The 13777-nt window shown below is 60.3% G+C and carries 14 protein-coding genes and 1 pseudogene; 5 read left to right on the top strand and 10 right to left on the bottom strand.

All coding sequences use genetic code 11. The features are described 5' to 3' along the window. Positions 1 to 73: 73 nt before the first annotated feature. The 3 genes from J4E53_RS02060 to J4E53_RS02050 form a co-directional block, all read right to left on the bottom strand. Positions 74 to 295, bottom strand: a complete 222-nt coding sequence (locus J4E53_RS02060; RefSeq protein WP_003178589.1) for an FmdB family zinc ribbon protein — start codon at positions 293 to 295, stop codon at positions 74 to 76. Between the two features lie 156 nt (positions 296 to 451). Continuing rightward, positions 452 to 793 carry a ribbon-helix-helix domain-containing protein gene (locus tag J4E53_RS02055; protein ID WP_060740898.1) on the bottom strand — a complete coding sequence of 114 codons (342 nt, stop codon included), beginning with the start codon at positions 791 to 793 and terminating at the stop codon, positions 452 to 454. Positions 794 to 1023: 230 nt separating this feature from the next. After that, positions 1024 to 1494 (bottom strand): Dps family protein, encoded by a 471-nt coding sequence (locus tag J4E53_RS02050; RefSeq protein WP_060740897.1) that lies wholly within the window; start codon positions 1492 to 1494, stop codon positions 1024 to 1026. Between the two features lie 397 nt (positions 1495 to 1891). Here J4E53_RS02050 and J4E53_RS30880 point away from each other — a divergent pair, with 397 nt between their 5' ends. Then, a complete protein-coding gene (locus tag J4E53_RS30880; protein WP_003205048.1) occupies positions 1892 to 2497 on the top strand; it encodes a cold-shock protein in 606 nt (201 codons plus the stop codon). A gap of 76 nt (positions 2498 to 2573) precedes the next feature. On the opposite strand, the gene J4E53_RS02040 is transcribed toward J4E53_RS30880, so the two are convergent. Together J4E53_RS02040 and J4E53_RS02035 are read right to left on the bottom strand one after the other, a co-directional pair. Beyond that, positions 2574 to 2780, bottom strand: a complete 207-nt coding sequence (locus J4E53_RS02040; RefSeq protein ID WP_060740896.1) for a SlyX family protein — start codon at positions 2778 to 2780, stop codon at positions 2574 to 2576. Between the two features lie 3 nt (positions 2781 to 2783). Continuing rightward, complete coding sequence (locus J4E53_RS02035) at positions 2784 to 3209, bottom strand: HIT domain-containing protein (RefSeq protein WP_103308635.1); 426 nt, start codon at positions 3207 to 3209, stop codon at positions 2784 to 2786. A gap of 885 nt (positions 3210 to 4094) precedes the next feature. Here J4E53_RS02035 and J4E53_RS02030 point away from each other — a divergent pair. Beyond that, on the top strand, positions 4095 to 5348 hold the full coding sequence (locus tag J4E53_RS02030) for an OprD family porin (protein WP_060740894.1): 1254 nt from the start codon (positions 4095 to 4097) through the stop codon (positions 5346 to 5348). A 171-nt stretch (positions 5349 to 5519) separates the two neighbouring features. Here the strand turns inward: J4E53_RS02030 and J4E53_RS02025 are convergent, their stop codons facing one another. Continuing rightward, positions 5520 to 6362, bottom strand: a complete 843-nt coding sequence (locus J4E53_RS02025) for a mechanosensitive ion channel family protein (RefSeq protein WP_060740893.1) — start codon at positions 6360 to 6362, stop codon at positions 5520 to 5522. Positions 6363 to 6507: 145 nt separating this feature from the next. Next, positions 6508 to 6993 carry a YajQ family cyclic di-GMP-binding protein gene (locus J4E53_RS02020; protein ID WP_060740892.1) on the bottom strand — a complete coding sequence of 162 codons (486 nt, stop codon included), beginning with the start codon at positions 6991 to 6993 and terminating at the stop codon, positions 6508 to 6510. 142 nt (positions 6994 to 7135) lie between these two features. Here J4E53_RS02020 and J4E53_RS02015 point away from each other — a divergent pair, with 142 nt between their 5' ends. From J4E53_RS02015 to J4E53_RS02005, 3 genes and pseudogenes are all read left to right on the top strand, one after another. Further along, complete coding sequence (locus J4E53_RS02015) at positions 7136 to 8053, top strand: putative 2-dehydropantoate 2-reductase (RefSeq protein WP_060740891.1); 918 nt, start codon at positions 7136 to 7138, stop codon at positions 8051 to 8053. Between the two features lie 46 nt (positions 8054 to 8099). Next, positions 8100 to 10136, top strand: coding sequence for a HAMP domain-containing sensor histidine kinase (locus tag J4E53_RS02010; RefSeq protein WP_103308636.1), 2037 nt, complete (start codon positions 8100 to 8102; stop codon positions 10134 to 10136). 2 nt (positions 10137 to 10138) lie between these two features. Then, positions 10139 to 10711 (top strand): annotated as a pseudogene (locus J4E53_RS02005) (cob(I)yrinic acid a,c-diamide adenosyltransferase); the annotation flags it as partial. 109 nt (positions 10712 to 10820) lie between these two features. Here J4E53_RS02005 and J4E53_RS02000 read toward each other — a convergent pair. The 3 genes from J4E53_RS02000 to argJ form a co-directional block, all read right to left on the bottom strand. Further along, positions 10821 to 11765, bottom strand: coding sequence for a Nudix family hydrolase (locus tag J4E53_RS02000; RefSeq protein ID WP_103308637.1), 945 nt, complete (start codon positions 11763 to 11765; stop codon positions 10821 to 10823). After that, positions 11762 to 12394 (bottom strand): glutathione S-transferase family protein, encoded by a 633-nt coding sequence (locus tag J4E53_RS01995; protein ID WP_092166394.1) that lies wholly within the window; start codon positions 12392 to 12394, stop codon positions 11762 to 11764. The genes J4E53_RS02000 and J4E53_RS01995 overlap by 4 nt, the downstream gene beginning before the upstream one ends. Positions 12395 to 12531: 137 nt before the next feature. Beyond that, on the bottom strand, positions 12532 to 13749 hold the full coding sequence (gene argJ, locus J4E53_RS01990) for a bifunctional glutamate N-acetyltransferase/amino-acid acetyltransferase ArgJ (RefSeq protein WP_060740886.1): 1218 nt from the start codon (positions 13747 to 13749) through the stop codon (positions 12532 to 12534). Positions 13750 to 13777: the final 28 nt, after the last annotated feature.

Here is a 13777-nt window from a genome sequence, read left to right as displayed (position 1 = left end):
TAGTGGTTTCACTTCTCGTAATTCGACATTCGGTTGGAGGCCCTGCCCGTGCAAGAACTCGCGCGTATTCAACTCAATCAGCTTTGTCGCCACCGGCCAGGTTCTTCTTGGCGCCGGTCTTGAAGTCGGTTTCATACCAGCCCGTGCCGCCGAGGCGGAAACCAGGCATGGAGAGCATCTTTTTCAGTTCCGGCGCCTGGCAGGCAGGGCAGTCGACCAGCGGTGCCGCGCTGATCTTTTGAATGGCTTCCATCTGATGACCACAGGAAGCACATTGATAGTCGTACATCGGCATGGGGTTGTCTCGGCGATCAGGTTACACGCGCAAAGGCGGGGCTTTGCGGCAAAGAGCGGGATTATATCCATTAAATGCGGCCTGTGCAGCCGTAAGACCGCACAGTCATTGCCAAGCAGAAGATCAAGATCAAGAGATCGCAGCCTTCGGCAGCGCCTACGCCGCACCATGATCCATCCCGGTTTCCTTCAAACTGTGCACCACGCAGACCACGCGCACCAGCCCGCTGAAATTGCGCACCCCGCCATGGCGCAGGTGCACTTCCCTGTCCACATGGGACAGCAACGTGCTGATGGAGCAGCGGTTGAGCTCGGCCATGTCACCGAGGATATCCCAATAGACCTGTTCCAGCCGCAGACAGGTGGCGAACCCGTTCAGGCGAATGGATCGGGCCAAGGGCCGGGCCAGTTGCATATCGAACCCCCGGATGAACGGGTCGACGCTGATGGGCTGAAAACGCCCCAGCCGCCCTTCCCCGGGTTCTTTTCCTTGAATCATACCGTTGACACTCCTTTGCCATACGAGCCTCTGGGTTGGAACAACCCATCTGTGGCTCTATGGAAGCTCAACGGCATCGCCAGTTCCAGACGACTTTATGACCATGGACGTAGGACAAGCCAACAGCAGGCCTGCGACGAATTACGCCGTCCTACACCCGGTGCGCAGGCGATATCGCCCTTGTGGCGAGGGCGCTTGCTCCCTCGCCACAACATACAACGCGCGCGCTATTAGTTTTCCAACAGCGCCCGCAGCATCCACGCGGTCTTTTCGTGAACCTGCATGCGCTGGGTCAGCAGGTCGGCCGTGGGCTCGTCGCTGACCTTGTCCAATAAAGGAAAGATGCCACGGGCCGTACGCGTCACCGCTTCCTGGCCCTCGACCAGTTGCCGGATCATGTCTTCGGCAGCCGGCACGCCTTCCTCTTCCTTAATAGAGGACAGGCGTGCATACACCGAGTAGGCACCCGGGGCCGGGAAGCCAAGGGCGCGGATTCGCTCGGCAATCAGGTCCACCGCCAGGGCCAGTTCGTTGTATTGCTCCTCGAACATCAGGTGCAGGGTCCGAAACATCGGCCCGGTGACGTTCCAGTGGAAATTGTGGGTCTTGAGATACAGCACGTAGGTATCCGACAGCAGGCGCGAAAGCCCGTCGACGATGGACTTGCGGTCTTCTTCACTGATACCGATATCAATTGCCATGGGGGTTGATCTCCTTAGGGTGATGAATTCGACAACGGCCCTAACCACTCTAGTGGTTCTGGCCGCCTACGGCCTGCGACAGATTGCCAGCCCTGCAGAACCGACAAGCCAAGGCAGCCGACGGTTCCGACACCTGGGAAATTCAACGCCGCTTGCCTGGCGCATTCAAGCAGCCGCGGGGCTTTTCTGGCCGACGAACAGCGCGGTGCGCGCCCGTAACGGGTTTGAGAAGGCCCGAGCTTTGCTGTTAAATAGGCAGTGTGTCGCTACGCTTAATTTTCCCGGGCGTAGCGCATAGGCTGATTCGGGTACGTGTCCAACGCCTCTCATTGTTTCGAAGCGAACCGTGCCCGACCCGCTCTTCCTTGTGATCTGTCTTAACCGTGAGCCAATCAAAATGTTGAAAATCGTCCACTTGCTAATGGGCGCAGCTGCCCTGCTGCTGTCCTTCATCCCTAGCCTGGGTTCCGAAGCCACACCTTACCTGCAGCACCCCGATGCACTGTACCTGGCCTTTTTCGGCCTGCTCAACCTGACCCTTGCCCCCGTCATCCCTTACTGGAACAAAGGTCCACGTCACCAACTGCAAAACCTTGTCAGCGCCTTGCTGGTGCTGGCCGTTGCCCTGCAAACCCTGGCCCTGCTGGCGCCCATGCCGGAAATTGGCGGTCAACCGGCCATTCTGTTCAGCCTGGGCGCGGCACTGCTCGCCGTGGCACTGCACCTGGCCGTCAGCTTCTACAAGAAGTCGTCGCCGGCCGCCGCCGCACAGAACTACGACATGTCCAACCGCGATACCGGCACGGTGAAGTGGTTCAACACGTCCAAAGGGTTCGGCTTCATTTCCCGCGACTCCGGCGATGACATTTTCGTGCATTTCCGGGCCATTCGTGGCGAAGGTCATCGCGTCCTGGTGGAAGGCCAGCGCGTGGAATTCTCCGTGATGAACCGCGACAAGGGCCTGCAGGCCGAAGACGTGATCGCTGCGCTACCGCGCCGCTGATCCAAGCGTAAAAAACCGCGATGCAGCCTGGCTGCTCGCGGTTTTTTATTGCCCGTCAAACGGCAATCGGGCCGCATCAGTAGTGAGGGGGCGGCGCCTCTTCTTCGAACGATTCGAATTGACCCGCCATTTCTTCCTGGCGCTTGAGCAACGCCGCCATCTGCAGCTGCAGACGCTCGACAACCCGCTGCTGCGCCACCAGCACATCATTCAATGCCTGGATGGTGTCATCCTGAAACGCCAGGCGGCTTTCCAGATCGGTTACGCGTTCTTCAAGGTTCATGGTTCAGCCCTCCAGAAACTTGAAATCATCGGCCAGGGCCACTCGCAACCGTTCGCGAATGGCCGAGACCTGCTCTGCATTATAAGGCTGGGCGGGGTGCTTGCCCCAGACCGGCGCAGGCCAGGCGGCATCATCACGCTTGCGCACGATGACATGCATGTGCAATTGACTGACGACGTTACCTAAGGTTGCAACGTTCATCTTGTCGGCATCGAACGAATCCTTGAGGGTTTCGGCCAGCGCCGTGGTTTCTTTCCACAGCTGTAGTTGATCTGTGTCATCCAACTGAAACAATTCGCTGATATTTTCTCGCCGCGGCACGAGGATGAACCACGGGTAATGGGCGTCGTTGGACAAGAGCAAACGGCACAACGGGAAATCGCCGATGGGCAATGTGTCTTGTTGCAGTCGTGGATCTAAGGCAAACACCGCGCGTACTCCTCGTTATCGATTTTGCCCGGCTCAGCGACCCGCGGGCCTGCATCGGGCACAGATGCGCAGCATACCCGCGAACGCCGGATCGATCACGGCGTACCGTCCTGCTGTCCGTTCCTTCGAATGTTTTTTTTCAACACCGGAGTATCAACCTGTGCAAGCTGACGCACCAACACAGCGCAGCGGCACGGCACAGTCCCGAGAGATCCGTGCCAGGGCCCAGGCAAAGCCTCGACGCTGTAAGATTTTCGTACAACCTGAAAATTTTTTGCACCAAAACAGCACAGTACGTCTACGCTCAGTGCACAAAGCATCCGTGATTTACTCACTGGGTAGGGTGAACCGGTAACGTTTTTGGTTGTCTCGCCGATTTTATCGACACCAAACACGGGAGCCCACACGAGTCAACCCTATTTAAAACAAGGCCTTTGGAGCCCGGTTTCATGAGGTTTCACCGCGTCAACCGCTGAAATGTGAAAAAAATGTAAACGAAATTCGGGTTTGAGCATGCTTGTTGCATTCATACCCGCACTGTCCAAAGGGCTCGCCGGAAGCGGGGACCTGCCGACATACAAATTAAAGTGGCAAGGCTGCCCACAGGAGCTTCAAGCGCGGTAATGACGGACTCTTTACACCGATGCCGGAAAGAAAAAACAACATCAAAGTTGTGAGTACGGTTGCGTCGGAACAGCTGAAATGCGACATGGATCGAGCCATTGGCGACATGGTCGTAAAGAAGCTGAAAGGTTGAATGGGCAAGTATCGCCAAAGAATGTCGACGTGATATAAGTTTGCGCCGACACAAAAAGAAAGAGCCGCCCAGATAAAAAAACAGGTGGGACGGCAGTACTCTTCTAAAAACCAAAGGAGCAAATCACGATGCGCGTGATGAAGTGGAGCATGATCGCACTGGCTGTATCGGCCAGCGTTTCGCAGTTCGCAGTGGCGTCCTCCCAAGAGGAATCCAAGGGTTTTATTGAAGATCAGAGCTTGACTGTTCTGACCCGTGCGCTGTACATGAACCGTGATTTCAAGAACAACCCAAGCACTTCACAAAGTTATCGTGAAGAGTCTGGTGTTGCCGCTCGTGCCATTTACGAGTCGGGCTTCACTCAAGGTACCGTTGGTGTAGGCGTTGACGGCTTCGCATTCGGCACCGTTCGCATCGATGGCGGTAGCGGTCGTGCCGGTAACGGTCTGTTCGCTCGTGACAGCGACGGCAACCTGGAAGACACACAATCGAAGGTTGGCGGCGCGGTTAAATTCCGTCTGTCCGACACCGTTCTGAAATACGGTAACCAGTTCACCACCAGCCCGGTTTTCTCGACTGACGACAGCCGTCTGCTGCCAGAAGTTGCCACCGGTACGCTGATCACCAGCAAAGAAATCAAAGGCTTGGAGTTGAGCGCAGGTCATTTCAACGCCATCAGCTCGCAAACTGGCATGGGAGATGACGGTCTTGGCCTGAAATCTGCTGACATCGTTGGCGCAACCTACCAGTTCACCGACAATTTCGTAGCAGGCGTAGCGGCTTCCGACGTTGAAGATCACTACAAAAAGAAATACATCAACCTGAACTACACCCTGCCGATCAACGAAGATCAGTCCCTGAACTTCGACTTCAACGGTTATGACAGCCAGGATCAGGGCCAGAAACTCAGCGGCGACGTTGACAACCGTATCTGGTCCCTCGCAGCAGCCTATGCCATCGGTGCCCACAAGTTCACCCTGGCTCACCAGCGCTCCTCCGGTGACACCGGCTATGTGTATGGCGTTGACGGCGGCGGCACTATCTTCCTCGCCAACTCCATCCAATACTCCGACTTCAACGGTCAGGACGAGCGCTCCTGGCAGGCTCGCTACGACCTGAACATGAAGACTTATGGCGTACCTGGCCTGAGCTTCATGACTCGCTACGTTACCGGTGACAACATCGAGACTGGCGGCTCCGAAGGTAAAGAGCACGAGTGGGACTTCGAAACCAAGTACGTTATGCAAAGCGGTCCAGCCAAGGACCTGTCTTTCCGCGTACGTGCTGCGTTCTACCGCGCCAACAGCGACTATAACGCCATCAACGGCAACGACAACAATGACACCCGTCTGATCATCGAATACCCACTGAGCATCTTGTAATTCAGTGCTAGTTCGATAGCCGTACCCGCAACAAACAAAAAACCGCTCACCTGGATCAGGTGAGCGGTTTTTTTATGTCCATTGACTGACTGTCAGCTTTAATGCAACTTATTAAATAGCAAGCTAACTAAACATAATCTGACTTCAGCGCCAAGTTATATAGTCGACTCGTTATTGCGCTGGCCCTTCCTGAACGACCCGAATCACTCGTTGTGGAAACGGAATATCAATACCCGCCTCTTTCAAGCGATCCCGGGCTTGTTCATTGAGCATGAACATCACGCTCCAATAATCCGCGGTCTTCACCCAGATACGCAGCGACACCGTGATGGAACTGTCGCCCAAGGTGGAAATCACCGCTTCAGGTGCCGGATCCGCCAGCACACGCTCATCCTTGGCCAGCTCCAGCAACACCTCCCGGGCCTTTTGCAGGTCAGCCTGGTAATCCACGCCGACATCAAACACGACCTTGCGGGTCGGCTGGCGGTTGGTGTTGGTGATGATGCCGTTCGAGAGATTGCCGTTGGGCACAATGACGGTCTTGTTGTCACCGGTGCGCAACACGGTGTGGAAGATCTGGATGCTATCGACCGTACCGGCCACACCTTGGGCTTCGATCCAGTCACCGATGCGGAACGGGCGGAACAGCAGGATCAACACGCCACCGGCGAAGTTCGCCAGGCTGCCTTGCAAGGCCAGGCCAATCGCCAGGCCGGCGGCACCAATGGCGGCGACGAACGAAGTGGTTTCCACGCCGATCATCGAAGCGACGCTGACGATCAACAATATCTTCAGAATGATGTTGGCCAGGGTACTGATGAACCCTTGCAGCGCCAGGTCGGCATTACGCAGGGCCAGCAGCGCACCCAGTTTCTGCGTCACTTTGTTGATCAACCACCAGCCGATGGCCAGGGTGATGACCGCCAGCAGCACGCGGCTGCCGTACTCCATGATCATGGGGATCCAGGTCTGGGAAGCCTTGACCAGGTTGTCCACTTCAGCATTCAAGTCCATCTCTCTCTCCTTATTCCTGTTGCACGCGGCATTGTGGCGAGGGCGCTTGCTCCCGCTGGCTGCGCAGCAGCCCCTTATAGGTGGGCGCTTCGCACCCAAGCGGGAGCAAGCTCCCTCGCCACAGGGTCTTAATACAACTGAAGTATCAGTCGCGGAAGTTATTGAATTGCAGGGGCATGCCGAATTCTTTGCCGCGCAAGGCCGCAATGGCTTCCTGCAAGTCGTCACGTTTCTTGCCGGTGACCCGCACCTGCTCGCCCTGGATGGCGGCTTGCACCTTGAGCTTGGCGTCCTTGATATGAGCGACGATCTTCTTCGCCAGCTCCTTGTCGATGCCTTCCTTGAGCACCGCCTCCTGCTTCATCAGCTTGCCCGAGGCATAGGCGTCCTTGACCTCGAGGCACTGCACATCGATCTTGCGCTTGACCAGTGCCAGCTTGAGGATCTCGATCATCGCCTCGAGCTGGAACTCGGCCTCGGCGGTCAGGTTCACGGTCAGGTCTTTTTCCTTGAACTCGAAACTGCCCTTGCCCTTGAGGTCATAACGACGGTCGAGTTCCTTGACGGCGTTTTCAACCGCGTTGGTGACTTCGTGTTTGTCCAGTTCGGATACCACGTCGAATGACGGCATGTAGTGTTCTCCAAATAAAAAGGCGCGCCAGTATCAACGGCGCGCGCTTGGCTTGTGGTTAAAATCGGGCTCATTATAACGGCTCTTTTCCTGCCGACACTGCGAGCCCTCAGATGCCTGCGCCAATCCGAGTAAAAAACTGATGTCGACCACCTGGCATGTCCTCGGGGCCGGCAGTCTCGGCACGTTGTGGGCCACGCGCCTGGCCCGGGCCGGGTTACCGGTGCGGCTGGTGCTGCGCAACGAAGCGCGCTTGCAGGCCTACCGCAGCGTCGCAGGCCTGACACTGGTGGAACAAGGCCAGGCGCAATGCTACCCGGTGCCGGGCGAAACGGCGGACAGCCCGGAGCCGATCAGGCGCCTGCTGCTGGCTTGCAAGGCCTACGACGCGCAAGCGGCGGTGACCTCGGTGGCCCACCGCCTGGACGCAGAATCGGAACTGATCCTGTTGCAGAACGGCCTCGGCAGCCAGGACGCAGTGGCCAATTGTGTGCCCCAGGCTCGTTGCATCAGCGCCTCCAGCACCGAAGGCGCGTTCCGCGACGGTGACTGGCGCGTCGTGTACGCCGGCCACGGCTACACCTGGTTGGGCGACCCGGCTCACCCGGTGGCACCGTTCTGGTTGGACGACCTGGCCGCCGCCGGCATCCCCCACGAATGGAGCGCCGACATCCTCACCCGCCTCTGGCGCAAGCTGGCACTCAACTGTGCAATCAATCCACTGACCGTGCTGCATCACTGCAAGAACGGCGGCCTGCTGGAACACCACTGCGAAGTGGCGACCCTGTGCGCGGAGCTCACGGATGTGCTCGAACGGTGCGGCCAGCCCGCGGCGGCCGAGGATCTGCAGCCGGAGGTCGAACGGGTGATCCAGGCCACGGCCGCCAATTACTCCTCGATGTACCAGGATGTGGCCAATCGGCGTCGTACCGAAATCAGCTATTTGCTCGGTTACGCCTGCAAGGTTGCCCAGCGCCATGAGCTGACCGTGCCGCACCTGGAACAACTGCGCCAGCGACTGATTGCCCACTTGGACAACCTCGGATTGCCCAGCGACTGAGCAGCGGCTACGCTGGCCCTCGTGTTCCTTCTTAGCGACGAGTCTGATGCCATTGCGCCAGCGCCTTGAAAACCTCCCGGTCGGCCAGAAACTGTTGGCCGCCCTGCTGGTGTTGTTGACCACTGTCCTGCTGGTGGCCAACCTGACCTTTATCAGCGCCGCCTACTACATCTCCCAGGAAAGCATGGCGCCCCAGGCCCTGCAGACCATTGGCCGACTGATCGCCAACCCGAGCCTGATCTCTGACGCCCTGCAATCGCCACAAAGTGCCCAGCGCCTGCTCGACGAGCTCAACAGCTATGCACCGCTGCGGGCGGCGGCGCTGTACGACGGCCAGGGCGATCGCCTGGCACAGCTGCAACAGGGCGAAAAGCTCAAGCTGCCGGACCATTTCCGCAACATACAGGCCTGGCAAGCGAGCGAGTTCCGCAGCAACCAGGTCATTACCCTGCCCCGCCCCGGCACGACGCCTGGCCATCTGTTGCTGGTGGCCAGCAGCGAATTGCCGACCGCGTTCTACACCGGCACCCTGACCGCCAGCCTCGGCATCCTGATTTTCAGCGTGTTGCTGTGGCTGATCATTGCCCAACAGATCAAACGCCTGATCACCCAGCCAATTCATCAACTCGAAGAACTGTCGCGCCAGGTCACCCGCGAGGAGAACTATGCCCTGCGCGCCGCACGGGGCAACCACGATGAGATCGGCAGCCTGGCCGAAGCATTCAATACCATGCTCTCGCGAATCGAAGCCCGGGAGCAGCAACTCAAGCGCGCGCGGGACGACTCCCAGGCCGCCTATGACCAGGCCCAGGGCCTGGCGGAAGAAACCCGGCATACCAATCGCAAGCTGGAGCTGGAAGTCCAGGTGCGCAGCAAGATCGAGAAAAAACTCACGGGCTTCCAGAATTACCTCAACAGCATCATCGACTCCATGCCGTCGGCCCTGATCGCCCTCGACGAGCAACTCTACGTCACCCAATGGAACCAGGAAGCCAGCGCCCTCTCCGGCACACGACTGGACGAGGCCCTGAACCAACCGATCTTCCTCGCCTTCGAACCGCTCAAGCCGTACCTGCCCCAGCTCAAGCAGACCGTCGAGCAACATACGGTGGCCAAGATCGAACGCGTCACCTGGACCAAGGACGACGAGGCCCGGCATTACGCCCTGACGTTCTATCCGCTGATGGGCGGCGCCGGGCGGGGCGTGGTGATCCGCATCGACGACATCACCCAGCGCCTGTCGCTGGAGGAAATGATGGTGCAATCGGAAAAAATGCTCTCGGTCGGCGGCCTCGCGGCGGGCATGGCCCATGAGATCAACAACCCGCTTGGGGCGATCCTGCACAACGTGCAGAACATCCGCCGTCGCCTGTCACCGGAACTGCCCAAGAACCTTGAACAGGCCGAACAATTGGGTATCGAGTTGCAGGAGGTCAATCGTTACCTCCAGGGCCGGGAAATCCCACAATTGCTCGACGGCATCCAGCAGGCGGGCGCCCGGGCGGCGAAAATCGTCACCCACATGCTCAGCTTCAGCCGACGCAGCACGCGGCAGATGGCGCCCTGCGACCTGCCGGCGCTGATCGACCAGGCGGTGGAAATCGCCGGTAATGACTTCGACCTGGCGATCGGCTTCGACTTCAAGGGCCAGGCGATCATCCGTCAGTTCGACCCGAACCTGGGCCCGGTGCCCGGCACGGCCAACGAACTGGAACAGGTGCTGCTCAACCTGCTGAAAAACGCCGCCCAGGCGATCCACCAACGCCAGGACGACAGCGAACCCGGGCGCATTATCCTGCGTACGCGGTTGAATCCGCCGTGGGCGGAAATCCAGGTCGAGGACAATGGCATCGGCATGAGCGAGAACGTGCGCAAGCGCACCTTCGAACCCTTCTTCACCACCAAGGAGATCGGCCAGGGCACAGGCCTTGGGCTGTCGGTCTCGTATTTCATCATCACCAACAACCACAAGGGCCAGATGGAAGTGCAGTCGGCGCCAGGCCAAGGCACCTGCTTCACCTTGCGCCTGCCCCTGACGGGCCCCTCGATGGTGGCGCAGGAAAACAAACCACTGGAGCGTTGAACATGGGCTTTCGCCTGTCGAAGATTTACACCCGCACCGGCGACAAAGGTGAAACCGGGTTGGGCGATGGCCGCCGCGTGGCAAAGGACCACCCACGGGTCGAGGCCATCGGCGAAGTGGACACGCTGAACAGCCAGTTGGGCTTGTTGCTGGCCGGGCTCGCCGCCGAAACGGCCCGGTACCCGGCGCTGAAGGAAGTCAGCGACGTGCTGGAGCCTTGTCAGCATCGATTGTTCGACCTGGGCGGTGAGCTGGCGATGCCGGCCTACCAAGCCTTGAACGTGGCGGAAATCGAGCGGCTGGAAGCGGCGATCGATGTGTGGAATGAGGAACTGGGGCCACTGGAAAACTTCATCCTGCCCGGTGGCTCGACACTGATCGCCCAGGCCCACGTCTGTCGCAGCCTGGCCCGCAGCGCCGAGCGGCGTTGCCAGCAATTGAACGCGGTGGAGCCGCTGGCGGGGCCGGGGTTAGCCTACATCAATCGGTTGTCGGACTTGTTGTTCGTGGCGGCGCGGGTCATTGCCCGGCGGCAGGGAGTGGCGGAGGTGCTTTGGGAAGCGGCGGCCAAGCCTGGGGCTGAATCGTTCTTGAGGCCGCCATCGCGAGCAAGCTCGCTCCCACACGGGATCTCCCTGTGGGAGCGAGCTTGCTCGCGATAGCATCAGCAGCCACACGGCAGAATCATGCCTCAGGCCAAAACGCCCGAATCCCCGCCACACCCTGGGCCCCAGCTTCCCAGGCTTTTTGCCGCTCGCCAGGCCCGACCCCGCCCAACAGATAGACCGGCCGGTTGAAGCCTTCGATCAACCGCGCCGCCTCTTCCCAGCCCAACGGCTGTGCATCGGGATGGGTCTGGGTCGGCTGCACCGGCGAAAGCGTGACGAAGTCCACGTCCATTCGCTGTGCCAGGGACAGCTCCTCGGCGTTATGGCAGGAAGCCGCCAGCCAGCGGTCCTTGCCGAACGGTCGACCGGCCGCGGCATGCTTGCGCAGTTGCGCGGCGGTAATGTGCCAGCCAGCGGAAGGAAAATCCCCCAGCCATTCGAACGGCCCCTTGAGCATCAGTTGGGCCTTGCCGGCACACAACCCCGCCGCATCCACCGCCAGGTCGCGGTATTGCGGATCGTAGCCGTTGGGCGCGCGTAGCTGGACCAACTTGATTCCGCCGGCAATCGCCTTCTGCATGCCGCGCAGCAAGGCCGGCGTCTCAAGGCCTTCCGGGGTGATCAGGTATTCACCCGGCAAACGGGCCGCCGCGACGATGGGCTGATTGGCCGCCGGGAACTCATGGTTCGTCAGGTCGCGGGCCGTCACCCAGGCCAACGGCTGCCCTTCGGCGCCATGGGGCTCGCCGGTGAACGCCGAGACTTCCCAGACATCCAGCAACACCTGCTTGTCCGGGTAATCGTGACGCACCTTGATCAACGGCCGGGCGGCGTCGACGACAACGCCCAGTTCTTCGTGAAGTTCACGGGCCAGGGCGGTTTCGACGGATTCCCCGGCCTCGACCTTGCCGCCAGGAAACTCCCACAGACCGCCCTGGTGCTGGGTGTCGGCCCGTCGGGCGATCAGGATTTTGCCGGCGGCATCGCGGATGACCGCTGCCGCCACATGGACTCGTTTCACCGCGCAGTGTCCTCCAGGCCAGCCTGTTGCCACGCCTTGAACGCTGGCCATTGATATAGGGTTTCGACGTAGGCCTCATCGACCTCGGACAGTTTCACCTGATAAGTGCGCAAGCGCACGGCAACAGGGGCAAAAAACGCGTCGGCCAGGCTGACACGGCCAAACAGGTAGGGACCGGCCTCGGTCGCCGCGGCACGGCATTCGGCCCACAGCGCCAGCATCCGCTCGATTTCCACTTGGACATCGGCCGGCATGGGCGACAGCGGTGCATCGCGCAGCAGGTCGAACGGCATGTGGCTGCGGATGGCGAAAAACCCGCTGTGCATTTGCGCACAGGCCGAGCGTGCCTGGGCCCGGGCGGCCACATCCTTGGGCCAGAGACCGGCCTGCGGGAACTGTTCGGCCAGGTACTCGGCAATCGCCAGGGAATCAGCGATCACGCCGAATTCAGTCTTGAGCAAGGGGACCTTGGCCGTGGCCGAATACTTGAGCAGCTTTTCGCGGGTGTCGGGCTGGTCGAGCCTGACCAGCTCTTCGGTGTACTTCGCGCCGGTCAGCGCCAGGGCCAGCGCGCCGCGCAGGGACCAGGAAGAAATGCGTTGGTCGCCAATGATCAGGTGCAGGCTCATGTCTGGATTCCTTTCTTGTGATTTTGTAGGGGCTGTACTGGCGCCATCGCGAGCAAGCTCGCTCCCACAGGGATTTGCGGGCAATACCCTGTGGGAGCGAGCTTGCTCGCGATGGCAGCAACTCGGTCCCGAACCGGTTAAGTCCGGTACTCAGCGTTGATCTTGACGTACTCGTGGGACAGGTCGGTGGTCCAGATGGTTTCGCTGCAGTCACCCCGTCCCAACTCGATACGGATGGTGATTTCTTCCTGCTGCATCACCGCCGCGCCCTGGGCTTCAGTGTAAGTGGCAGCACGAGCGCCTTGGCTGGCGATGCAGACTTCGCCGAGGAACACGTCGATCTTGCTCACGTCCAGCTCAGGCACGCCGGCCCGGCCCACGGCGGCGAGGATGCGGCCCCAGTTCGGGTCGGAGGCGAACAGTGCGGTCTTGATCAGCGGCGAGTGAGCCACGGTATAGCCCACATCCAGGCATTCCTGGTGATTGCCCCCGCCATTGACCTGCACGGTCACGAACTTGGTCGCGCCTTCGCCGTCCCGGACGATGGCCTGGGCCACTTCCATGCATACGTCGAACACGGCCTGCTTCAGGGCCTCGAACAGCGGGCCGCTGGCCTCGGTGATCTGCGGCAGGTTGGCCTGGCCGGTGGCGATCAGCATGCAGCAGTCGTTGGTGGAGGTGTCGCCGTCGATGGTGATGCGGTTGAACGACTTGTTGGCCCCGTCGAGCATCAGGTCTTGCAGCACCTGGCGCGAGACCTTGGCGTCGGTGGCGATGTAGCCGAGCATGGTCGCCATGTTCGGCCGGATCATGCCAGCGCCTTTGCTGATGCCGGTGACGGTGATGGTCACGCCGTCATGCTGGAACTGACGGCTCGCGCCCTTGGGCAGGGTGTCGGTGGTCATGATGCCGGTGGCGGCGGCGGCCCAGTTGTTTTCCGACAGGTCGTCGAGGGCGGCTTGCAGTGCGCCTTCGATCTTCTCGACCGGCAGCGGTTCGCCGATTACGCCGGTGGAATATGGCAGCACCTGGCTGGCGTCGACGCCGGTCAATTCCGCCAGCTTGGCGCAGGTGCGCTCGGCGGCGGCCAGGCCTGGCGCGCCGGTGCCGGCGTTGGCGTTACCGGTGTTGGTCAACAGGTAACGCACCGGCCCCTGCACGCGTTGCTTGGCCAGGATGACCGGCGCGGCGCAAAAGGCGTTGAGGGTGAACACACCCGCCACCGTCGAGCCTTCGGCGCAACGCATGACCACGACGTCCTTGCGCCCGGGGCGCTTGATGCCCGCCGAGGCAATACCGAGTTCAAAACCGGCAACCGGGTGCAACGTGGGCAACGGACCAAGACCAACAGCCATGAATGCGCTCCTAATTCAGATGTATATC

Origin of the sequence: Pseudomonas sp. FW305-28, assembly GCF_017351395.1 — a bacterium.
Lineage (GTDB): Bacteria > Pseudomonadota > Gammaproteobacteria > Pseudomonadales > Pseudomonadaceae > Aquipseudomonas > Aquipseudomonas fluorescens_AA.
This window is presented reverse-complemented; position numbering and strand designations above follow the sequence as displayed.

Coding starts and splice junctions, on each gene's coding strand:
- J4E53_RS02055 (WP_060740898.1), bottom strand. CDS start 793: ATGATTCAAGGAAAAGAACCCGGGGAAGGGCGGCTGGGGCGTTTTCAG.
- J4E53_RS02010 (WP_103308636.1), top strand. CDS start 8,100: ATGCCATTGCGCCAGCGCCTTGAAAACCTCCCGGTCGGCCAGAAACTG.
- J4E53_RS02050 (WP_060740897.1), bottom strand. CDS start 1,494: ATGGCAATTGATATCGGTATCAGTGAAGAAGACCGCAAGTCCATCGTC.
- J4E53_RS02015 (WP_060740891.1), top strand. CDS start 7,136: ATGTCGACCACCTGGCATGTCCTCGGGGCCGGCAGTCTCGGCACGTTG.
- J4E53_RS02020 (WP_060740892.1), bottom strand. CDS start 6,993: ATGCCGTCATTCGACGTGGTATCCGAACTGGACAAACACGAAGTCACC.
- J4E53_RS02060 (WP_003178589.1), bottom strand. CDS start 295: ATGCCGATGTACGACTATCAATGTGCTTCCTGTGGTCATCAGATGGAA.
- J4E53_RS02030 (WP_060740894.1), top strand. CDS start 4,095: ATGCGCGTGATGAAGTGGAGCATGATCGCACTGGCTGTATCGGCCAGC.
- J4E53_RS30880 (WP_003205048.1), top strand. CDS start 1,892: ATGTTGAAAATCGTCCACTTGCTAATGGGCGCAGCTGCCCTGCTGCTG.
- argJ (WP_060740886.1), bottom strand. CDS start 13,749: ATGGCTGTTGGTCTTGGTCCGTTGCCCACGTTGCACCCGGTTGCCGGT.
- J4E53_RS02040 (WP_060740896.1), bottom strand. CDS start 2,780: ATGAACCTTGAAGAACGCGTAACCGATCTGGAAAGCCGCCTGGCGTTT.
- J4E53_RS01995 (WP_092166394.1), bottom strand. CDS start 12,394: ATGAGCCTGCACCTGATCATTGGCGACCAACGCATTTCTTCCTGGTCC.
- J4E53_RS02025 (WP_060740893.1), bottom strand. CDS start 6,362: ATGGACTTGAATGCTGAAGTGGACAACCTGGTCAAGGCTTCCCAGACC.